The organism is Pseudomonas sp. SCT (assembly GCF_003864275.1).
GTDB classification, from domain to species: domain Bacteria; phylum Pseudomonadota; class Gammaproteobacteria; order Pseudomonadales; family Pseudomonadaceae; genus Stutzerimonas; species Stutzerimonas stutzeri_AE.
Window position 1 is genome coordinate 48,282 of record NZ_BDJA01000011.1, and the last position, 20,140, is coordinate 68,421.

General features: G+C 62.8%; 16 protein-coding genes. 2 read left to right on the top strand and 14 right to left on the bottom strand.

Annotation, left to right across the window (positions count from 1 at the left end; all coding sequences use genetic code 11):
- The first annotated feature begins 78 nt into the window (after positions 1 to 78).
- Together pnp and BHD08_RS21390 are read left to right on the top strand one after the other, a co-directional pair.
- A complete protein-coding gene (gene pnp, locus BHD08_RS21385; RefSeq protein ID WP_015275890.1) occupies positions 79 to 2,184 on the top strand; it encodes a polyribonucleotide nucleotidyltransferase in 2,106 nt (701 codons plus the stop codon).
- 268 nt (positions 2,185 to 2,452) lie between these two features.
- Complete coding sequence (locus tag BHD08_RS21390; protein WP_015275891.1) at positions 2,453 to 2,821, top strand: BON domain-containing protein; 369 nt, start codon at positions 2,453 to 2,455, stop codon at positions 2,819 to 2,821.
- A 69-nt stretch (positions 2,822 to 2,890) separates the two neighbouring features.
- On the opposite strand, the gene BHD08_RS21395 is transcribed toward BHD08_RS21390, so the two are convergent.
- From BHD08_RS21395 to BHD08_RS21460, 14 genes are all read right to left on the bottom strand, one after another.
- Positions 2,891 to 3,199: a DUF2845 domain-containing protein gene (locus BHD08_RS21395; RefSeq protein ID WP_125024829.1), complete on the bottom strand. Its 309-nt coding sequence runs from the start codon at positions 3,197 to 3,199 to the stop codon at positions 2,891 to 2,893.
- A 17-nt stretch (positions 3,200 to 3,216) separates the two neighbouring features.
- Positions 3,217 to 3,513, bottom strand: coding sequence for a DUF2845 domain-containing protein (locus BHD08_RS21400; protein WP_015275893.1), 297 nt, complete (start codon positions 3,511 to 3,513; stop codon positions 3,217 to 3,219).
- Positions 3,513 to 6,404 (bottom strand): DUF748 domain-containing protein, encoded by a 2,892-nt coding sequence (locus tag BHD08_RS21405; RefSeq protein WP_125024831.1) that lies wholly within the window; start codon positions 6,402 to 6,404, stop codon positions 3,513 to 3,515. The genes BHD08_RS21400 and BHD08_RS21405 overlap by 1 nt, the downstream gene beginning before the upstream one ends.
- Before the next feature lie 85 nt (positions 6,405 to 6,489).
- Entirely contained in the window at positions 6,490 to 7,506 is a 1,017-nt protein-coding gene (locus tag BHD08_RS21410) for a class I SAM-dependent rRNA methyltransferase (RefSeq protein ID WP_125024833.1), read from the bottom strand.
- A 65-nt stretch (positions 7,507 to 7,571) separates the two neighbouring features.
- Positions 7,572 to 8,447 carry an oxygenase MpaB family protein gene (locus tag BHD08_RS21415; RefSeq protein WP_015275896.1) on the bottom strand — a complete coding sequence of 292 codons (876 nt, stop codon included), beginning with the start codon at positions 8,445 to 8,447 and terminating at the stop codon, positions 7,572 to 7,574.
- A 143-nt stretch (positions 8,448 to 8,590) separates the two neighbouring features.
- Positions 8,591 to 10,255, bottom strand: a complete 1,665-nt coding sequence (pgi, locus tag BHD08_RS21420; protein ID WP_015275897.1) for a glucose-6-phosphate isomerase — start codon at positions 10,253 to 10,255, stop codon at positions 8,591 to 8,593.
- A 356-nt stretch (positions 10,256 to 10,611) separates the two neighbouring features.
- Positions 10,612 to 10,992: an aspartate 1-decarboxylase gene (gene panD, locus BHD08_RS21425; protein WP_015275898.1), complete on the bottom strand. Its 381-nt coding sequence runs from the start codon at positions 10,990 to 10,992 to the stop codon at positions 10,612 to 10,614.
- Positions 10,993 to 11,075: 83 nt separating this feature from the next.
- Positions 11,076 to 11,936: a pantoate--beta-alanine ligase gene (gene panC, locus BHD08_RS21430; protein ID WP_015275899.1), complete on the bottom strand. Its 861-nt coding sequence runs from the start codon at positions 11,934 to 11,936 to the stop codon at positions 11,076 to 11,078.
- The gene (gene panB, locus BHD08_RS21435) at positions 11,933 to 12,733 is read right to left on the bottom strand and encodes a 3-methyl-2-oxobutanoate hydroxymethyltransferase (RefSeq protein ID WP_015275900.1); all 801 of its coding nucleotides are present in this window, start codon (positions 12,731 to 12,733) and stop codon (positions 11,933 to 11,935) included. Before panB ends, panC begins: the two co-directional genes overlap by 4 nt.
- A gap of 123 nt (positions 12,734 to 12,856) precedes the next feature.
- Entirely contained in the window at positions 12,857 to 13,384 is a 528-nt protein-coding gene (folK, locus tag BHD08_RS21440) for a 2-amino-4-hydroxy-6-hydroxymethyldihydropteridine diphosphokinase (protein WP_015275901.1), read from the bottom strand.
- A 1-nt stretch (position 13,385) separates the two neighbouring features.
- A complete protein-coding gene (locus BHD08_RS21445) occupies positions 13,386 to 14,780 on the bottom strand; it encodes a polynucleotide adenylyltransferase PcnB (protein WP_015275902.1) in 1,395 nt (464 codons plus the stop codon).
- 750 nt (positions 14,781 to 15,530) lie between these two features.
- On the bottom strand, positions 15,531 to 16,943 hold the full coding sequence (locus tag BHD08_RS21450) for a sigma-54 dependent transcriptional regulator (protein WP_125024836.1): 1,413 nt from the start codon (positions 16,941 to 16,943) through the stop codon (positions 15,531 to 15,533).
- Positions 16,944 to 17,004: 61 nt separating this feature from the next.
- Positions 17,005 to 19,959 (bottom strand): sensor histidine kinase, encoded by a 2,955-nt coding sequence (locus tag BHD08_RS21455; RefSeq protein WP_015275904.1) that lies wholly within the window; start codon positions 19,957 to 19,959, stop codon positions 17,005 to 17,007.
- Complete coding sequence (locus tag BHD08_RS21460; RefSeq protein WP_003284901.1) at positions 19,943 to 20,119, bottom strand: hypothetical protein; 177 nt, start codon at positions 20,117 to 20,119, stop codon at positions 19,943 to 19,945. The genes BHD08_RS21455 and BHD08_RS21460 overlap by 17 nt, the downstream gene beginning before the upstream one ends.
- Between the last annotated feature and the right edge of the window lie 21 nt (positions 20,120 to 20,140).

A 20,140-nucleotide genomic window follows, 5' to 3' on the forward strand; every position in this document is an offset into this window, starting at 1 on the left:
GCTTTCTTGCAGGTCGTTTCGGGCCGACTCCCGAACGTTCTGCCAATTTCCCCAAGGCAACAAAGAGAAGGAAAAACCGTGAATCCGGTAATCAAGAAGTTTCAATTCGGTCAGTCGACCGTAACCCTGGAAACGGGTCGTATCGCCCGCCAGGCCTCCGGCGCAGTGCTGGTCACCGTCGATGACGACGTGACCGTACTGGTCGCTGTCACCGGCGCCAAGACCGCCGACCCGAGCAAGGGCTTTTTCCCGCTCTCGGTCCACTACCAGGAAAAGACCTACGCAGCCGGCAAGATCCCTGGCGGATTCTTCAAGCGTGAAGCGCGTCCTTCCGAAAAGGAAACCCTGACCTCGCGTCTGATCGATCGTCCGATCCGTCCTCTGTTCCCGGAAGGTTTCCAGAACGAAGTGCAGGTCATCTGTACCGTCGTTTCCACCAGCAAGAAGACTGACCCGGACATCGCCGCGATGATCGGTACTTCGGCCGCTCTGGCTGTTTCCGGCATTCCGTTCGACGGCCCGATCGGTGCCGCACGCGTGGCTTTCCACCCGGAAACCGGCTACCTGCTGAACCCGAACTACGAGCAGCTCAAGGCCTCCAGCCTGGACATGGTCGTAGCCGGCACCAAGGACGCTGTACTGATGGTCGAATCGGAAGCCAAAGAGCTGACCGAAGACCAGATGCTGGGCGCCGTCCTGTTCGCCCACGACGAGTTCCAGGCTGTGATCAAGGCGGTCGAAGAGCTCGCCGCTGAAGCCGGCAAGCCGCGCTGGGACTGGACCGCTCCGCAGGCCAATACCGCACTGCTGGACGCCATCCGTGCCGAGTTCGGCGAAGCCATCTCCCAGGCCTACACCATCACCATCAAGCAGGACCGCTATGCGCGCCTGGGCGAGCTGAAGGACCAGGTCGTTGCCAAGTTCTCCGGTGAAGAAGGCCAGCCGTCTGCTGGCGAAGTGAAGGATGCTTTCGGTGAGATCGAATACCGCACCGTTCGCGAGAACATCGTCAATGGCAAGCCGCGCATCGATGGTCGCGACACCCGCACCGTCCGCGGGCTGAACATCGAGGTCGGCGTACTCGACAAGACCCACGGTTCGGCGCTGTTCACCCGTGGTGAAACCCAGGCTCTGGTAGTTGCCACTCTCGGCACCGCCCGTGACGCACAGCTGCTCGACACCCTGGAAGGCGAGAAGAAAGACCCCTTCATGCTTCACTACAACTTCCCGCCGTACTCGGTGGGCGAGTGTGGTCGCATGGGCGCTACCGGTCGCCGTGAAATCGGTCATGGTCGCCTGGCCCGTCGTGGCGTCGCCGCCATGCTGCCGAGCGCTGACGAATTCCCCTACACCATCCGTGTAGTGTCGGAAATCACCGAATCCAACGGTTCGTCCTCCATGGCTTCCGTCTGCGGTGCTTCCCTGGCCCTGATGGACGCTGGTGTGCCGATGAAGGCTCCGGTGGCCGGTATCGCCATGGGTCTGGTCAAGGAAGGCGAGAAGTTTGCCGTTCTGACCGACATCCTTGGTGACGAAGATCACCTGGGCGACATGGACTTCAAGGTTGCCGGTACCGCCAAGGGCGTCACCGCGCTGCAGATGGACATCAAGATCCAGGGCATCACCGAAGAGATCATGGAGCAGGCGCTGGAGCAGGCTCTGGAAGCTCGCCTGAACATCCTCGGCCAGATGAACCAGGTCATTGCCCAGTCGCGCAGCGAGCTGTCGGCCAACGCGCCGACCATGATCGCCATGAAGATCGACCAGGACAAGATCCGCGACGTGATCGGCAAGGGCGGCGCTACCATTCGCGCCATCTGCGAAGAGACTAAGGCCTCGATCGACATCGAAGACGATGGCTCGATCAAGATCTTCGGCGAGACCAAGGAAGCGGCAGAAGCGGCCAAGCAGCGCGTGCTGGGCATCACTGCCGAAGCCGAGATCGGCAAGATCTACGTCGGCAAGGTTGAGCGCATCGTCGACTTCGGCGCGTTCGTAAACATCCTGCCTGGCAAGGACGGCCTGGTGCACATCTCGCAGATCAGCGACCAGCGGATCGAGAAAGTCACCGACGTGCTGAAGGAAGGCCAGGAAGTGAAGGTTCTGGTACTGGACGTGGACAACCGCGGACGTATCAAGCTGTCCATCAAGGACGTAGCCGCCGCGGAAGCGTCTGGCGTCTGAGCCGGGCAACGTAGCTAACAGAAAGGGCCTTCGGGCCCTTTTTGTTTGCCTTCAATAATTGCGCTGGGCTCCGCGGAAGATTGCAAGATGCACGCAATGGGACGCCAAAACATGCATAGTGCATGTGCTCGAGCAAGGTCTGATTTTTCAAGTCATTGTTTTTTAAGGAGAAAAATAACGGCAATAGTTGGCACACCGCTTGCGCTGTTATCTGTGCATCTGAGGCCGGAGTCATGCCCCAGAAACCATGAGAACAGGAGTGACATCTATGAAGACTACTCAGACCCTTACCGCTGCCGCCATTGCCGCTGCTCTTAGCCTGCCGTTCGCCGGCGCTGCCCTGGCTGATACCACCCCTGCCATCGACAAGACCGATACCGTGATGTTGGCCGCCAACACCATGGACGACGCCGGTGATGCCGCATCCGATACCTGGATCACCACCAAGGTGAAATCCACTCTGCTGGCTGAAGACGCCACTCCAGGCATGGACATCGAAGTAGAGACCAAGGACGGCGTCGTCTCTCTGTCCGGCACAGTAGCCACCGAGGCTGAGAAAGAGGCCGCTATCGCCAAGGCCAAAGGCATCAAGGGCGTCCGCGATGTCGCCGCTGACGGCCTGAAAGCTGGCAACTGATGGTTCTCTCCCGCCAGTTATTGGCGGCATGAGTAAAAAACCCCGCTTCTCAGCGGGGTTTTTTATGGGCTAATTGCCGCGTTGGCTATCGATCTGCCGCAACCGGCTGCCCTCGAAGCGCAAGAAGTGGAGCATTCCATGGTTCGGCCCATAGACCCACTCCTCGACCGGAACCTCCTGCCGGTAGCCGTACTCGTCGATGATTCCCTTGTAACCCGCCATCGAGCTGCTGACGGGCTCGCCACACTTGCTGCGGACCTCCGCCGTGGTGGCATCCAGGCTCACCAGGCGGCTGTTGCAGCGATAGGTCGACGATGCCTCGGCGTGCAGAGTACTTAGCGACAGGCAGAGCAGTAGGGCGGATACGCGTCGATTCATCAGCTGACTCCAGGTGTTCAATTGGCCCGGCGGGTTTCGATACGAACCAGACGGTTGCCTTCGAAGGTGAGAATGCTGAGCATCCCGTTGCGAGGGCCGTAAACCCACTCTTCCAGGGCGAACTCTTGTCGGTCGTTGCGGCTCAGGGTGTAGCCCACCAGATCGCGATGTTCCGGTGTTCCGCATTTGCGTTCGACTTCAAATGTCCGATCGCCGGTGGTGACCAATTGGCTGCCGCAGCGCATGGTGTCGGCCTGAGCATTGCTAACGGCGGCCAGCAACATACCGGCGACGAGGTATTTCATCATTCTCATCAGTCGCTCCCCAAGTGCAGTGCAGTGACTACCTTGCCATCGCTCGGCTGTTCTGCGGTGCCGGTGTCCAATAGATAGACCCGCTCGGAATCCAGGCCGGCGTCGACCAGATAGCCTTTGATCGCCGCGGCGCGATCACGGCTGAGGCGACGCAGTAGTGCTGCATTGTCTGCCCAGGACTCGAGTACCGCCTGACGCATCTGCTGCGTGCGTTGTTCGGCATCCATTTTGGCCCACGCGGATGGCGGTTGATGGCCGAGTCGGCTGCGGTAGATGCCCTCCAGCAGCGGCGCTTCGTCCTCAGCCTCGATGCGTATCAGCGAGGGATCGGCAGGCACCTTGTCGCCTCGACGCTGCAGGATCCGGTACTGGGTTTCGCGATACTCCTGCTGCAGACGCTGTTCGGCCAAGAGCGGCCCATCGACTGCACCGGCGCTCATACCCTCCACTTCCAGGCGCAGGCCTGGACGCTGCTTCAATGCCGATGCGAGGGTGTCGAGAACCTTGCGCGCTTCGCCGTCCAGCGTGCTGCTGGCCGGTTCGAAGCCGATGTGGCTGAGGTCGGTATCGTCACCGCCGACCAGGCCCGCAATGAACTTGAAGGGCGCCTGCGCCGCGCGAACCACCAGGTTGCGTAGCGTCTGCCAAACGATCGGCATGACACTGAATTGCGGGTCGTTCAGGTTGCCCTGCACCGGAAGCTCGATGGAGATGGTGCCCTTGCTGTCCTTGAGCAGTGCCACCGCCAGGCGCACGGGTAGATCCACCGCGTCCGGGCTGTCGACTTTCTCACCGAGCTGCAGTTGTTCGAGGACTACCTTGTTCTCTGCGTTCAAGCGGCCCTGCTCGATCCGGTAGTGCAGATCCAGGTTGAGACGGCCCTTGCGGATGCGATAACCGGCGAACTTGCCGGAATAGGGCGTCAGGGTGGTCAGTTCGACCTGGCGGAAGCTGGTCGCGATGTCCAGGCTCTGCAGCGGGTCGAACGGCGTCAGGTTGCCCTTGATGCTGACTGGCGCGTACTGATCCACCTTGCCGGTGATATTCACCGAAGCAGCCTTCTGTTCGCGATTGTCGAGCGTGCCGATATGGCCGTTTAGCGACTGGATAGCGGTAACGAAGGGCGGGCGCAGGCTGAAATCGGCGAAGTTCGCCGAGCCGTTGGCGATACCGATGCCGCCGATGCGAATGGCTAGCGGCTCGCTCGCCGGCGTCGATTGTTGTTCTGCAGCGCCCGGCGGATCGCTGCGCTCGACCAGCAGGTCGTTGATGTTGGTGCTCAGGTCGGGGTTGATGATGAAGCGGGCATACGGCTGGCTCATATCGATGCGGTCGATCGCCAGGCTGCTTGGGTGACGGTAATCCAGGCCGCTGAGCTGTAGCCGCTGCCATTTGACGAAGTCGCGGTTGTTGATCGTGTCGAGGGTATGCAGTTGCGTGGCGTCGACGCTGCCACGCACGCTGAAGGCCAGCGGCTCGGTGCCCAGCAGGTCGATGTCCAGTTCGCTGGCGAGCATTCCGCTGCGCAGTTCGAGATGGACCAGCGGGCTGAGGTAGGCCTGGGCAATGCGCAGGTCGATGTCCCGCGTGGTTACCGCCAATTTGCCGCTCATGGGGCTCAGCTGCAGCTGTCCGCTGGCCTGGACCGCACCCTGCTTGCCGATGCCGGTGTCCAGCTTGAGAGCGAAGGGGCTGCTGCCGAGGCTGTCGAAATCGCGGACGTCGAGATTCAGCGGGCCCAGCGCCAGCTCAACCTCTTCGTCCGGAACGCGATCGGCCAGATGTACCCGGTAGTCGCGTAGCTGTGCGTCGCGTAACAGCACCTGCCAAGGCTCTCCGGCGGGCCGTGGCTGTTCTGCGGCTGCGGCCTTGGTGGCATCCGCCTTCGCCGGCGCCGAGGCGAACAACTTCTGCCAGTCCAGCTCGCCGTCTGCTTCACGGGCGGCCCAGGTTTCCAGGTTACGGCTGCGCAGCTTGCCGATGATGACCTGCTGCTTGGCGAGGTCTAGCGCAGTTTCGCTCAGCTCCAGCCGCTCCAGGCGCACAAGTTTGCGTCCATCCGGGCTATCCAGCGCCAGTTGGGCTACCGCCGCGCTGGCGTTGTCCAGCGTAAGCGTGAAGCCGTCGTCGAGATCGAGGCGATAGCCCGTGCTGAGTTCGAGGCTGCCATCCTTGACCACCAGTGGCGCAGCGTCGCGCACATAGGGCCAGAAGTCCTTGAGCTGCAGTTTGCTCACTTGCAGGGAGCCGCGGGAAGCCAGCGGCTGCAGGCTGAGATCGCCCTGCCAGTCGATGCGTCCGCCACTCGGGCCGCTGGCGGTGAGACGCGCATCGGCGCTGCCGTCACTGCGCGTCGCAAGATTATGCAGTTCGAAATCCAGCGAATCGTAGATCAGAACGATGGGCTCGCTCGGGCGCTTGTCCTCGAAGCCGAGATGCCCGCGCATCAGTTGCAGCCGGTCGATACGCAGCGGAAAGAGTTCGCCCGCTTCGCTGGTTGTCGGCTCTGCCTCTGGCACTTCGAACAGCTGAGCAAGGTTGAGCGCGCCATCCCTGGCGAAGCGCGTCTCGACATGCGGTGCCGACAATTCGACTGCAGCCAGGTGCAGGGTCCGCTGCCAGAGGCTGTCCCATTGCAGGTCGAGGTAGAGCCGCTCGAAGGCCAGCTGGCGGTCGTCCGGCTCGCCGATGCGCAGGTCGAGCAGTGAAAGCTCAAGGCTGAATGGGTTGAATTCGATGCGTTGCAGGTTGGCCGGTACGGTGGCGTAGTTGGCCAGCTGCTGATTGGCGACGCGCTGGGCGATACCCGGCAGTATCAGAAAGCCAAGCAGGCTGTAGCAGATCAGCACGAGTGCCACACCGGTGAACGCACGCTTCATTCCATTGGGCATGACCGGAAGTATTCCTGGCGGATGGATGCCTTGGAGTATGGCACGGGCATGCGGTTCCCCGAATCGAGCGATGCCGGCAATGCGCTCAGAGCCGCAGAATCAGCGTCTTCAACGGTGCCAGTCCATCGAGGGAGGGGAAGTCGGCAGCCGGCGTCAGCACCTGCCATTCGCGTACCGGCCGGCCAGCTTTCTCCGCGCAGCGCAGTACCTGGGCTCGCCAGTCTTCCATCGATACTTTTGCCAGGTTGTTGCAACAGATCAGCACGCCATCTTCGGCGGTGGCCAGCAGTGCGGGTTTGAGCAGGCTCTGGTAGTCGCGCAGCAGGTCCACCGTGCCGAACGCGCTGCGCGCCCAGGCCGGCGGGTCGAGCAATACCAGATCGAATTGGCGTTGGTCCAGGCGTGGGTACGCCGGCAACGTCCGGCCACGGCGCGCACTCACCGGCAGGCCGGCCAACTGGCGAATAGCCGGGAAATAGTCGGAGTGGACGAAGTGCATTGGCGGCAAGGAAGGATTCAACTCACCGTTCTCCCGCCCAACCGCCAGGTTGCGCTCGGCGAAGTCGACGTTCCAGATTTCCGCCGCGCCTCCTGCAGCTGCGCACAGGCCGACGCCGCAGGTATAGGAAAACAGATTGAGCACCGACTTACCGGCGCTGTGTTGCTTGACCCAGCCGCGGGCGTTGCGCAGGTCGAGGAAAAGCAGCGGATCCTGACCGGAGTGACGCGCGCGTACGCGGTAGCGCAGCCCCCACTCGTGGCCGACCTGATCCTCGAGTGCGGCATCGTCTGGCTGATGTCCCGTAGCGCTACGGTCGATACGCGAGTTGCTCTGCGAGCGGTCGTTGTAGACGAACTGCAGCGGCTCCCCGAGGAACTCGCAGGCCGCATTCCGAATGCTCTCCAGCGACAACGCATCGACCGGCTGGTGGAAACTCTGCACCATCAGCTGCGGACCGTAGCGATCGACCGTCAAGCCGGCCGCGCCTTCCTGGCTGCCATGGAAAAGCCGGTAGCAATCGGTGCCCTGTTGGTGCAGCTCCTCGAGCAGCGGGCGACGGGTTTCAAGGGCGGCGCGCAGCGCCTGGTCTAGAGATGGCATGCGCGGCGGCTCGAAAATAGGAGGGCGCGCAGTTTACCAAGAAACGCTGCGCTGGTTGATCGGTGCTAGCGTGGCGGCAGGCCCATGCGTCGCCGCGCGCGATGCACCGAGCCGCTGCGCACGGCCCAGCGAAGCACCGGTGCGGTACGGCGAACCCCGGCGCGGATCAGCTGGCGACGACTTTCGCTCAGCGACAGGCCAAGCATTGCCGGGGCCCATTCGGGCAGGAGCTCGACACCCGCGTGCAGCATCAACGTTCCGAAGGGCCTCAGCAGCGGGCTCGGCGCCGGGGCGCTACGCAGTATCTGAAGTATTTCCAATGCGCGGTCGTCACTGCGCAGCTGCGGGCGGACCCGCTCCAGATAGTCCGCAATCTGCGCGCGCGAACGCGGCACGTCCTGGGCGCCGAGCCGTTCGGCAATCAGCGCGACTTCGGCGTAATAGCGATCCTGCTCGCCAGCCGGGAGGGCGGGGTTCAGGTAACGCAGGTGTGATTTGAGAAAACTGCTGACTTCCGCGACATGGACCCAGGTCAGCAGGTCGGGGTCGGAGGCGGCATACGGCCGGCCATCCGGCGCCGTGCCGGTCACTCCGGCGTGAATGCGTTGGACCCGTTCGATCAACCGGTCGGCATCGGCTCGGCTGCCGAATGTCGTGGCAGAAATGAACTGGCCGGTGCGTCGCAGCCGGCCGAGCAGGTCCTGGCGGAAATTCGAGTGATCCCAGACGCCGGCCAAAGCCAGGGGGTGCAGGGCCTGCAGCAGTAGCGCGGAAATGCCACCGACCATCATCGAGGTGAAGTCGCCATGCACCCGCCAGCAAACTGACTCAGGCCCGAACAGGCCGGGATCGCCCGGAGGGTTTTCGTAGTCGACACCGCCGATTGCCAGGCCGGTGAGGCTCAGCACGCGGGTTTCGATCTGGCGGCGGATGAATTCCATGGCAATGGCGCTGCTGGCTTGCGAAGCGACCGATAGTACCTGAGGAGACGATCATTGCTTGTGGTTGCAAGCAGGTTCGGACGAGGGGGCATGGCAAGGCGGAGTGACCGGACAGCGTTGCACTGTCCGGTCAGGTGGCGCAATCAGCCGCGATGGCGGCCACGGAAGAAGTCGATCAGACCTTGCGTGGACGCATCCTCGGCCGGCGCGGCATCGAAGCGGGTCATCTGGTTGTAGACGGCCTTGCCCAGATCCTTGCCGAGTTCCACGCCCCATTGATCGAAGGAGTTGATTCCCCAGATCACGCCCTGGACGAAAACCTTGTGCTCGTACAGCGCGATCAGTGCGCCAAGGCGGCCGGGGCTGATGGTTTCCATCACCACGGTGTTGCTCGGGCGGTTGCCGGGAATCACCTTGTGCGGGGCGAGTCGCTGCACCTCGGCTTCGTCGAGGCCCTTGGCGCGCAGCTCGGCTTCGGCTTCTTCGCGTGTCTTGCCGCGCATCAAGGCCTGGCTCTGCGACAGGCAGTTGGCGTAGAGCCACTCGTGGTGATCGGCGACCGGATTGTGGCTGACCACGGGCACGATGAAGTCGGCCGGGATCAGCGGGGTGCCCTGGTGCAGCAGCTGGTGGTAGGCGTGTTGGCCGTTACAGCCGACACCGCCCCAGATCACTGGGCCGGTAGTGCAGGACACGGGCGTGCCGTCCTGGCGCACGCTCTTGCCGTTCGACTCCATGTCCATCTGCTGCAGGTGTTTGACGAAGTTGCGCAGGTAGTGGTCGTAGGGCAGGAAGGCGTAGCTCTGCGCGCCCCAGAAGTTGTGGTACCAGATGCCCAGCATCGCCAGCAGCACCGGCATGTTGCTTTCGAACGGCTCGCTGAGGAAATGCTGGTCCATACTGTAGGCGCCGGACAGCAGGTCCTTGAAGTTGGACATGCCGATGGCCAGGGCAATCGGCAGGCCGATCGCCGACCACAGCGAATAACGGCCACCAACCCAGTCCCACATCGGAAAGATGTTCTTCTCCCGAATGCCGAATTCCACCGCCGCCTGCTTGTTGCTGGTCACGGCGATGAAATGGCGGTAGAGCTTTTCTTCGGTACCGCCCTTGCCCAGGTACCAGGTGCGCGCGGCCTGGGCGTTCTTCAGCGTCTCGAGGGTGCCGAAGGTCTTGCTGGAGATGATGAACAGCGTGGTTTCGACATTCAGCTTGGCGGTCACTTCGCGGAATTCGCTGCCATCGATGTTCGCCAGGTAATGCGTGCGCACGCCGTGCTGGGTGAATGGCAGTAGCGCTTCGGAGACCAGTTGCGGGCCGAGGAACGAGCCGCCGATGCCGATGTTCACCACGTCGGTGATGGTCTTGTCGCTGAAGCCGCGCCACAGGTTGTTGTGAATGCGGGTAACGATATCGGTCATCTGCGCCAGGGCGGTGTGCACGTCGCGCATGATGTTCTTGCCGTCGACCATCACCGATTCACCCATCGGGCGGCGCAGGGCGGTGTGCAGCACGGGGCGGTTTTCCGAGGCGTTGATCCGCTCGCCTTCGAACATCGCGTGGGCGGCCTGCTCGACGCCGGCCTCGCGGGCCAGATTCACCAGCAGGGTACGGGTCTCGGGGGTGATCAGGTTCTTCGAGTAGTCGAGAAACAGACCGCTGCAGGAAACCGACAGGTCATCGAAGCGCGTCGGGTCGGCCTTGAACGCTTCGCGCATGCTGAAGTTCTGCATGTCCAGGCGGTGTTCTTCCAGGGCCTTCCAGGACGGCAGGCCGGTGACATCGAGCGGATGCTGGTAGTAGCTCATGGTGATGCGGCTTCCTTTGCTTTGACAGGCCGCTGAATCCTTGCGGGGGTGCATCGGGCGCGCTGGCCGCGACAGGATTCAGTGATATGTATGACCGTGCGGGCGCGCCGGCACTCGTCCTGAATGCTGCGGATGCTGGCCGAACCCGGCTTTGGCCGAGCCGGTAAAGGCACATCCTATGCCATCAGAGTCAGCTCTGACAGGGAAAACCCCTGCTGCGTTCCGGGCTATTTCTTCTATTCTGCCCGCGCAGACGCAATGCCCCAAGCATCCTGGCCGTCGCGGTGTCCGCACAACGAAAAAGCCCGAAGTGCGGACACTTCGGGCTTTCGTTCAGCGATGCCGGGTGGCTGAGGTCAGGCGACCTGCACCGGGATGGCGTTGCTGGTGTGGCTCAGTTCGCCGTCGGCACCCATGTAGAGCACGTGAGGCTTGAAGTTGGCCAGCTCGGCCTCGCTGTAGTGCGCGTAAGCGCAGATGATCACACGATGGCCAACGCCCGCCTTGTGGGCGGCGGCACCGTTGACCGAGATGATTTTCGAGCCTTCCTCGCCGCGGATGGCGTAGGTGGTGAAGCGCTCGCCGTTGTCGACGTTATAGATCTGGATCTGTTCGTATTCACGGATACCGGCCAGGTCCAGCCACTCGCCGTCGATGGCGCAGGAGCCTTCGTAATCGAGCACCGAGTGAGTCACCTGGGCGCGGTGCAGTTTGGCCTTGAGCATGATGGCGTGCATGGCAGGGTCCTCCGGGTGCGCAAGCGGCGCAGAGTTTGCCTTAAGCCTCGAACGTGATCAAGGCTGTGGGCAATTGACTGGAATCAGGCCGATGTGCGGATGTCGACGAGCAAATTATCGAGCAGTCGTGTCTTGCCGAGATAGGCGGCGACAAGGATGACTACTTCGCTGGAAGCGTCGCTCACCGGCTGCAGATCGATGGCGTTGCGGATCTCCAGGTAGTCCGGGCGCAGGCCGGCGGATTGTAGCGCGCTCAACCCCACGGCGATCAGTGCCGGATAATCGCGGCGGCCACCACGGATCGCCGTTTCGAGCTCTTTCAGCGTGCGGTACAGCACGGGTGCGGTGGCACGCTCGTCCGCAGTCAGGTATCCGTTTCGCGATGACAATGCCAGGCCGTCATCGGCCCGAACGATCGGCTCGGAAAGGATCTGCACCGGCATGTTCAGGTCGCGAACCATGGTGCGGATCACCGCCAGCTGCTGGAAATCCTTCTGCCCGAACACGGCGAGATCCGGCAGGACCATGTTGAACAATTTGGTGACTACTGTGGAGACGCCATCGAAGTGCCCGGGACGACTGCCGCCACACAAACCTTCCGATACACCGGGAACGCGCACGATAGTCTGCTGGGCCTGCCCGTGCGGGTACATTTCGTCCACGCTCGGCGCGAAGAGCAGGTGGCAGCCTGCTTCGAAGAGCTTGTCCTGATCCGCCGCGAGGGTGCGCGGATAGCTGTCCAGGTCCTCGTTGGGGCCGAACTGCAACGGATTGACGAAGATGCTGGCGACCACGAAGTCGGCACGCTGACCAGCCTTTTTCACCAGAGCGATGTGGCCAGCATGCAGGTTGCCCATGGTCGGCACGAAGCCGATGCGCTTGCCCTCGCTGCGCGCGCGGGCGACCGCGGCGCGCAGGTCGGCAATGGTCTTGACGATGTTCATGCGGAGAAACCGTGCTCGGCTGCGGGAAATTCGGTGGCCTTGACGGCTTTTACATAGCCGGCGATGGCGGAAGGGATGTCACCGTGCTCGCGCATGAAGTTCTTGACGAACTTCGGTACGCGACCACTGAGCGAAAGCCCGAGCATGTCGTGCAACACCAGCACCTGGCCGTCGGTGTCGCTGCCGGCGCCGATACCGATCACCGGAATCTGCACCGCCCGGGTGATGCGTGCAGCCAGTTCGCTGGGTACGCATTCGAGCAGCAGCATGGCCGCACCGGCTGCTTCCAGCGCTTTGGCGTCTTCCAGCATCTGCTGTGCCTGGGCTTCTTCGCGGCCTTGCACCTTGTAGCCGCCGAAGAGGTTGACCGCCTGGGGCGTCAGACCCATGTGCGCACAGACCGGAATGCCGCGCTCGGCCAGCAGGCGGATCGAATCGGCCAGCCACGCGGTGCCTTCAAGCTTGATCATGTGCGCGCCGGCTTGCATCAGCGCCGCGGAGTTGTTCAGGGTCTGCTCGGTAGTGGCGTTCGCCATGAATGGCAGGTCGGCGACGATCATCGCGCCACGGTTGCCGCGCTTGACGCTGGCGGTGTGGTAGGCCATGTCGGCGACGGTGACCGGCAGGGTGCTGTCGTGACCTTGCAGGACCATGCCGAGTGAATCGCCGATCAGGAGCATCTCGACGCCCGCGTCGCAGGCGGTCTTGGCGAAGGTGGCGTCATAGCAGGTGAGCATGACGATCTTCTCGCCCTTCTGCTTGAGCCCTTGCAGCGTGGTCAGGGTTACGTCTGGCATGAATGCCGTCCTCTTCGAGCCTCGGAGGTCAGGATTGCCGGGTGGCGCACCGCTGGGCAGCGGTCGTCAGTGGCAGAGGGCGCTTATAGTCCCGGCGGCGGCAGAGTAAGTCAATCGCGAGTGTTACCCGCACGTTACGTTCGTTACCGCGGCGGTGACACTGTCGCTGGATAGCCGCTCGAGGCCGCTGAACGGGCAGGCCGTGAGTAGATCGGCGAGCCGTCGACCGTCGGCGAAGACCAGTTCCAGCGGAGCGATCTCGGCCAATGGGTAGAGCACGAATGCACGGGCCTGCATGTGATAGTGCGGAACCGTGAGGCGTGGCTCGTCGATCAGCCTGTCGCCAAACAGCAGGATATCCAGATCGAGGGTGCGTGGGCCCCAGCGCTCGGCCTTGCGCTCACGGCCCTGGGCCAGCTCGATACGCTGCAGGGCGTCGAGCAGCTTCAATGGTGCAAGGTCGGTATCCAGCGCAGCGACGGCATTGACATAGCGTGGTTGGTCGGCTGGGCCGAGCGGGTCGCTGGCATAAAGCGACGAGACTGCTGCCAGACTGCTCTCTGAAAGCTCGGCCAGCGCTTGCAGGGCGCCGCGCAGTTGCTGCTGCGGCTCGGCCAGGTTGCTGCCCAGGCCGATATAGACGCGTTCCATCTTACTCGGCCGGGGCGGCGGTATTGTCGCCCGGAGCCCGGCGGCGACGCCCGCCACGGCGGCGCTTCTTCGCTGCGCCGGCATCGTCTTTATTGCTGAGCCCGCGAATCATGTTGCGCCGCTCGCTTTCGCTGGCCTCCTGGTAATCGGTCCACCAGTCTCCGAGCCCGCCGGTCTGCTCGCCGGCACTCTCGCGCAGCAGGAGGAAGTCGTAACCGGCACGGAAACGTGGATTTTCCAGCAGCTGGTCGGCACGCCGGCCCTGGCGCCGCGGCAGACGCTCCTGCATGTCCCAGATCTCGCGCATGGGCATGGTGAAGCGTTTGGGGATTGCGGTGCGCTGGCACTGTTCCCAGATGATGTCGTGCGCGGCCTCCTGCATCGCCGGGATCGGCGGCATGCCGCGGTTCTGCAGTTCCAGCACGCGGGCCGGCAGGGCAGGCCAGAGCAGGGCGGCGAAAAGGAACGCAGGCGTCACCGGCTTGCCCTGCTGGATCCGCAGATCGGTATTGGCCAGAGCGTTGCGGATCAGCGTGCCGGCATACTCCGGGTCGCGCTCCAGTGCTGCCGCGCTCGCCGGGAACAGCGGGGCGAAAAGGTCGTATTCGAGCAGCAGCTCGAAGGTGCGCTCGGCCTTGCCGCCGAGGAACAGCTTGAGGACTTCGTCGAACAGGCGGGCCGAGGGAATGCCGTCGAGCAGGTCGGCCAGTTCGACGATGGGCTCGGCGCTGTGCCGTTCGATCTCGAAGTCGAGTTTGGCGGCGAAGCGCACGGCACGCAGCATGCGCACCGGGTCTTCCTGATAGCGCTGCTCGGGGTCGCCGATCAGGCGGATCAGGCGATTGCGGATGTCGTGCACGCCACGGGTGTGATCGAGGATGCGCTCCGTGGTCGGATCGTAGTACAGCGCGTTGATGGTGAAGTCGCGGCGCTGGGCATCATCCTCGAGGGTGCCGTAGATGTTGTCGCGCAGGATGCGTCCGCTCTCATTGCGCGAGGCCAGATGGCTGGCGTCGTCGTCATCCTCTTCTGGATGATTGGCGCGGAAAGTGGCGACCTCGATGATCTCGCGGCCGAAATGCACGTGCACCAGCTTGAACCGTCGGCCGATCACCCGCGCGTTGCGGAACTCCGCGCGCACCTGCTCGGGCGTCGCGCTGGTGGCGACGTCGTAATCCTTGGGGTTCAGCTGCAGCAGCAGATCGCGCACGCAACCGCCCACCACATAAGCCTCGTAACCTGCCTGCTGCAGGCGCTCGACCACGCTCACCGCGTAACGGCTGATCTCGTTGCGGTGCAGGGAGTGCTGCCTGCTGGACAGAATTTCAGGTGTGCGGCGGGGATGCGGGATACGGCGCAGAGGAAGACGAAAAGACTGGAACAGCTTTTTCAGCATGGGGGGCAACTGTGTGGCGGAATGACGGGCCGGTGTCGCGAATGACCGCGAAACCTGCGCGGATTCTAGCACCGAGAGTGCTGGATGTTGAACGATGCGCGGGGAGGTGTCAAAAAGCATCTTGCGCAGCGTGACGGGGTATTGCTTGGTACGGCAGACAGGCCGGATGCAGGAGCGCCTGGTGCGCTGCAAGTGCAACGGGTTCACGGGTGGGTCGACAAAGCCCGGATAGCACAAAGGGGAGCCGAAGCTCCCCTTTGAATACTGTCGCGTGCTTTATTGTTATTAGTGGTTCAGGCGTTGCTGTTCTTGTTGTTCGCCTGTTCTCTTGGGCCGTAGCCTTCGAGAGCGCTCCTATAGTAGGAGCTAATAGCAAACGGATTTCTTTGGTCGCTGACTTTGCCTTGATCTTCGATCCAACCAGTGCGGGCCCTGCTTGCTGCAGTTTTTATTGTTCTCGGCCTGGTCGTGGGGCGAACCCCGTGGCAAGTCCTCTCCAAAAGAATCAGTTAGCTGCGCCTCCGCCTTCTTGTCGTTATTTTGCTGGAGCCGTTACGTCTTGTTCTTGTTATGGGAGCTGCTTGTTATTGTTGTTGTGCCACTTAGAAAGCATTTGCTGTGCCAGTTTATGAAAGTCATTATTTTTCAATGAGTTGAGTATTTTCCTCAGTCGCGCGGGCAAGAAAAAACCGGGAGAACGTTACCGTTGCTCCCGGTTTTTGTTACGAATCATGCTGACGCGGTAACAAACTACCCGGCCGCGCTACTCGACTTGCGCCGCGGAATGCCCAGGCGCTGGCGGCGTTCCCACAGACATTTACGGCTGATGCCCAGCTTGCGAGCCAGCTCGGTCTCGGTCATGTGGTCCTGATGCTCGAGCACGAAGTGCTGGAAATAGTCCTCCAGCGACAGATCCTCGGTCGGCTCATTGCTGCTGGCGATACCGCGGATGCTGCCGAGAGGCTCGTCGAAATCGTCGTCCAGCTCATCGAGCTCGATATCGATGCCCAGCAGCTCGGCATCGATCTCCGGGCTCTCACTCAGGATGGCAGCGCGTTCGATGGCGTTTTCCAGTTCTCGCACGTTACCTGGCCAGGAGTAATGACGGATGGCCTGTTCTGCGTCGCGGGAAAAATGCAGGTCGTCGCTGCTCATGCGCTCACCCTGGCGGGCGAGGAATGCCTTGGCGATCTCCAGCACGTCACTGCCGCGTTCGCGCAGCGGGGGTAGCTTGAGTGCGATGACGTGCAGCCGGTAGTAGAGGTCTTCACGGAACTGCCCGGTCTTGGCCAGGGTTTTCAGGTCGCGGTGAGTCGCGGCGATCAGGCGCACATCGACCTTCTGCGATTGCACCGAGCCAACCCGGCGGATCTCGCCTTCCTGCAGAACCCGGAGCAGGCGTGCCTGTGCCTCCAGAGGCAGCTCGCCGATTTCGTCGAGAAACAGCGTGCCGCCATCGGCTGCTTCGACCAGGCCGGCGCGCCCTGCGCTGGCACCGGTGAACGCGCCTTTTTCATGGCCGAACAATTCGGATTCGATCAGCGTTTCCGGGATGGCGGCGCAGTTCACCGAGATCATCGGCGCCTTGGCGCGGCGCGAGAGGTTGTGCAGCGCACGGGCGACCAGTTCCTTGCCGGTGCCCGATTCGCCCTGGATCAGCACGTTGGAATCGGTCGGGGCAACCTTGCGGATCTTGCCGAACAGGTCCTGCATGGGCGCGCAGTGGCCGATGATGCCGATGTCATCCCGACCCGATCCAGCTGGGGTGGCACTTGCACTGCGCGGGGGCTGCGCCTGTACGGCTGCACTTTGCTGATGGTCGCTGAGAATGCGTGCGACGGTCTGCAGCATCTCGTCGTGATCGAACGGTTTGGCGATGTAGTCGACCGCGCCCATTTTCATCGAGTCCACTGCCGAGCGCAGGCTGGCATAGCTGGTCATGATCAGCACCGGCGTGCCTTCGGCGAGCTTGATCAGCTCCGTGCCGGGTGCGCCGGGCAGTCTCAGGTCGCTGACGATGAGGTCGAAGCCCGGGATGCTGTAGCGCTCCTGTGCCTCTTGCACCGAGCCGGCTTCGCTGACCTCGTACTGGTTGCGTTCGAGAAGGCGTCGCAGGGCGGAGCGGATGATGGTTTCGTCTTCGACGATCAGAATGTGTGACATCAGTACTCTCTCGACGGTCTGGAGGCAGCGCCGGCACGGGGCCGGTACGGCAGTCGCCTCTTCAACTTACGGCATGGGACGCTTCGACATGCCGCGGCAGGGTGATGCGAAAACGGGTGCCGCGCTGTGTTTCCGGGTCGGCCGGGCTGTCGATATCGATCTGGCCATAATGCTCTTCAATGATCGAATAGACCAGCGCAAGGCCCAGGCCAGTGCCTTCGCCCGGATCCTTGGTGGTGAAGAACGGCTCGAACAGGCGGTCCTGAATGTCCTTGGGAATCCCGCTGCCTTCGTCTTCGACCACAAGGTACACGGTCTGCTCGGCAACTTCGCTGCTGATACGGATCACGCCACCTTGCGGCGATGCGTCGCGGGCATTGGAGAGCAGGTTGATCAGCACTTGGGCGAGGCGTTGCGGGTCGCCCTCGGCGACATGATCGGGGTGGCACAGGTTGATGAACTGCACCTCGGTGCGGTTGCGGTTGAGCGAGAGCAGGCCGATGGCGTCCTGGGTGACCTGAGCGAGGCTCACCGGATACAGCTGGTGCTGGCGCTCGCCGGCATGGGCGAAGCTCATCAGTGACTGCACGATGCGCGACACGCGTTTGGTCTGCTCGATGATTTGCGCACTGATCTCGACGATCTCGCCATCGTCTTCCCGCTCGTCCCGCAGGTTCTGCGCCAGACAGGCGATGCCGGTGATCGGGTTGCCGATTTCATGCGCCACGCCGGCTGCCAGGCGACCGATGCTGGCTAGGCGCTCGGAGTGCACCAGGCGGTCTTCCAGCTGCTGGGTTTCGGTCAGGTCCTCGACCAGCAGCACCAGACCGCTGTTGCCGGGCGCCAGCGGCTCGGCGATGGCTGCCTTGTGCAGGTTGAGGCAGCGGCGATGGCCGTTATGGGCCAGGCGCTGCTTGTGCAGGTGTTCGTCGGCTTGCTCGATGAAGTCGCTGAGCAGGCTACGCCAGGGTTCGGCGATGGTCGACAGGCGCGAGCCCACGACCTGCAGTGCCGGAATCTCGGTGAGTTCCTCGAGTGCGCGGTTCCACATGAGGATTTCCTGATCCTTGGCCAGCGAGCAGACGCCCATCGGCAGCTCCTGCAAGGTCTGCCGGTGATAGCGGCGCAGCGCGTCGAGCTCGGCGGCCAGGCCGGTCAGGCGTGAGTGGTATTCCTCGAGACGGCTCTCGATGAAGTGGATGTCCTCGGTGATGTAGCCCTCGGCGCCGTTCTTGTACGGCAGGAAGTTCTCGACGATGTCCTGAGCCACGCTTGGGCCCATCAGGCCCGACAGGTTGGCTTCGATGCGGTCACGCAGACGGCGCAGCGCATAGGGGCGGTGCTCGTCGAACGGCAGCTGCAGATCGCGCAACGCCTGTTCCACTTCGCGTTGGGCGGTCTTGGCCCCCAGCGGTTTGGCCAGCTGGGTGGCGAATTCCTGCGGCGAGGCCGCCATCAGCTCGCGCCGTTGTGGGCGTCGCACGTTCTCCACGGCGCAGGCCTCGGCAGCGCTTTGCTCCTCCGGACTGGTCTCGCTGAAGATGGAAAACAGCGAGAACGCCAGTACGTTGACCGCCAGCGAGGCGATCGCTGCCAGGTGCCAACTGGTGTCATCCAGCACATAGACGACGTTGAACAGCGGTATATAAAAGCCATCCAGGTTGCCCACCAGCGGCAACAGCATGGTCACCACCCAAACACCGATGCCTCCCAACAGGCCGGCAATGTAGCCGCGGCGATTGGCGGTCGGCCAGTAGAGCACCGACAGCACGCCGGGGAGGAACTGCAGGGTGGCGACGAACGCGACGATGCCGAGGTTGGACAGGTCCTGCTCTGCGCCCAGCAGCAGGTAGAAGCCGTAGCCGGCCATGATGATGGCGAAGATCAGGCTGCGCCGCGTCCACTTCAGCCAGCGGTAGATGTTGCCTTCGCTGGAGGGTTGGTAGAGCGGCAGCACCAGATGGTTGAGCGCCATGCCCGACAGCGCCAGGGTGCTGACGATGATCAGCCCGCTGGATGCCGAGAGGCCACCAACGAAGGCCAGCAGCGCGAGGGTCTCGCTCTGAGCGGCGAGACCCAGGCCGAGGGTGAAGTACTCCGGGTTGGTGCTCACGCCCAATTTCAGACCGGCCCAGAGAATCAGCGGTACGGCCAGGCTCATCAGCAGCAGATATAGGGGCAGTCCCCAGCTGGCGCTGACCAGGCCGCGCGGGTTGAGGTTCTCGGTAAAGGTCATGTGGTACATGTGCGGCATCACGATCGCCGAGGCGAAGAACACCAGCAGCAGTGTGCGCCAGGGGCCTTCCTGCAGCGGCGTATGCAGGGCCTGCAGCGCCGACTGGTTCTGCAGCAGCCAGATCTCCAGCTGGTGTGGTCCGCCGAAGACGACGTACAGCGCGTAGAGGCCGATGGCACCGAAGGTCACCAGCTTGACGATCGATTCGAAGGCGATGGCGAACACCAGGCCTTCGTGCTTCTCCCGCGTGGCGATGTGGCGGGCACCGAAGAGGATGGTGAACAGCATGATCATCAGGCAGTAGCCCAGCGCCACGCGCTCCTGCAGGGGTTCCAGCGTGAGAATGCCGATGGCGTCGGCCACCGCCTGGATCTGCAGGGCCAGCAGCGGCAGCATGCCGATCAGCATGACGATGGTGGTCAGGGCGCCGCTCCAGGTGCTGCGGAAGCGGAAGGCGACCAGATCGGCCAGCGATGACAGCTGATAGGTGCGGGTGATGCGCAGGATCGGATAGAGCAGCACCGGCGCCAGCAGGAATGCGCCACAAACGCCCAGATAGGTGGCGAGAAAGCCGTAGCCGTACTGATAGGCCAGGCCCACGGTGCCGTAAAACGCCCAGGCGCTGGCATAGACGCCCAGCGAGAGGGTGTAGGTCAGCGGGTGGCGGATGATCCAGCGCGGAATCAGGCCGCGTTCGCTGACCCAGGCGACGCCAAACAGCATGAACAGGTAGGCGGCGCTGATCAGGATCAGGTGGCTCAGGCTAAAGCTCGTCTGCATCACGCTGGCTCTGGAGAATGAAGGTCACCACGATCAGGATCAGCCACAGCACGTAGGGCCGATACCAGGCACCGTTGGGGTCGATCCACCAGTCCATGATGGCGGGGGAGAACAGATAGATCCCCACTACCAGGAGCAGCACCAGTCGGTAGATATACATGCCGGGTCTCGTGTCGGAAGT

Excerpts from the sequence above, each read along its gene's own strand:
- BHD08_RS21390 (WP_015275891.1), top strand. The coding sequence starts at position 2,453 with ATGAAGACTACTCAGACCCTTACCGCTGCCGCCATTGCCGCTGCTCTT.
- BHD08_RS21395 (WP_125024829.1), bottom strand. The coding sequence starts at position 3,199 with ATGAATCGACGCGTATCCGCCCTACTGCTCTGCCTGTCGCTAAGTACT.
- BHD08_RS21400 (WP_015275893.1), bottom strand. The coding sequence starts at position 3,513 with ATGAGAATGATGAAATACCTCGTCGCCGGTATGTTGCTGGCCGCCGTT.
- BHD08_RS21405 (WP_125024831.1), bottom strand. The coding sequence starts at position 6,404 with ATGCCCAATGGAATGAAGCGTGCGTTCACCGGTGTGGCACTCGTGCTG.
- BHD08_RS21410 (WP_125024833.1), bottom strand. The coding sequence starts at position 7,506 with ATGCCATCTCTAGACCAGGCGCTGCGCGCCGCCCTTGAAACCCGTCGC.
- BHD08_RS21415 (WP_015275896.1), bottom strand. The coding sequence starts at position 8,447 with ATGGAATTCATCCGCCGCCAGATCGAAACCCGCGTGCTGAGCCTCACC.
- pgi (WP_015275897.1), bottom strand. The coding sequence starts at position 10,255 with ATGAGCTACTACCAGCATCCGCTCGATGTCACCGGCCTGCCGTCCTGG.
- panD (WP_015275898.1), bottom strand. The coding sequence starts at position 10,992 with ATGCACGCCATCATGCTCAAGGCCAAACTGCACCGCGCCCAGGTGACT.
- panC (WP_015275899.1), bottom strand. The coding sequence starts at position 11,936 with ATGAACATCGTCAAGACCATTGCCGACCTGCGCGCCGCGGTCGCCCGC.
- panB (WP_015275900.1), bottom strand. The coding sequence starts at position 12,733 with ATGCCAGACGTAACCCTGACCACGCTGCAAGGGCTCAAGCAGAAGGGC.
- folK (WP_015275901.1), bottom strand. The coding sequence starts at position 13,384 with ATGGAACGCGTCTATATCGGCCTGGGCAGCAACCTGGCCGAGCCGCAG.
- BHD08_RS21445 (WP_015275902.1), bottom strand. The coding sequence starts at position 14,780 with ATGCTGAAAAAGCTGTTCCAGTCTTTTCGTCTTCCTCTGCGCCGTATC.
- BHD08_RS21450 (WP_125024836.1), bottom strand. The coding sequence starts at position 16,943 with ATGTCACACATTCTGATCGTCGAAGACGAAACCATCATCCGCTCCGCC.
- BHD08_RS21455 (WP_015275904.1), bottom strand. The coding sequence starts at position 19,959 with ATGCAGACGAGCTTTAGCCTGAGCCACCTGATCCTGATCAGCGCCGCC.
- BHD08_RS21460 (WP_003284901.1), bottom strand. The coding sequence starts at position 20,119 with ATGTATATCTACCGACTGGTGCTGCTCCTGGTAGTGGGGATCTATCTG.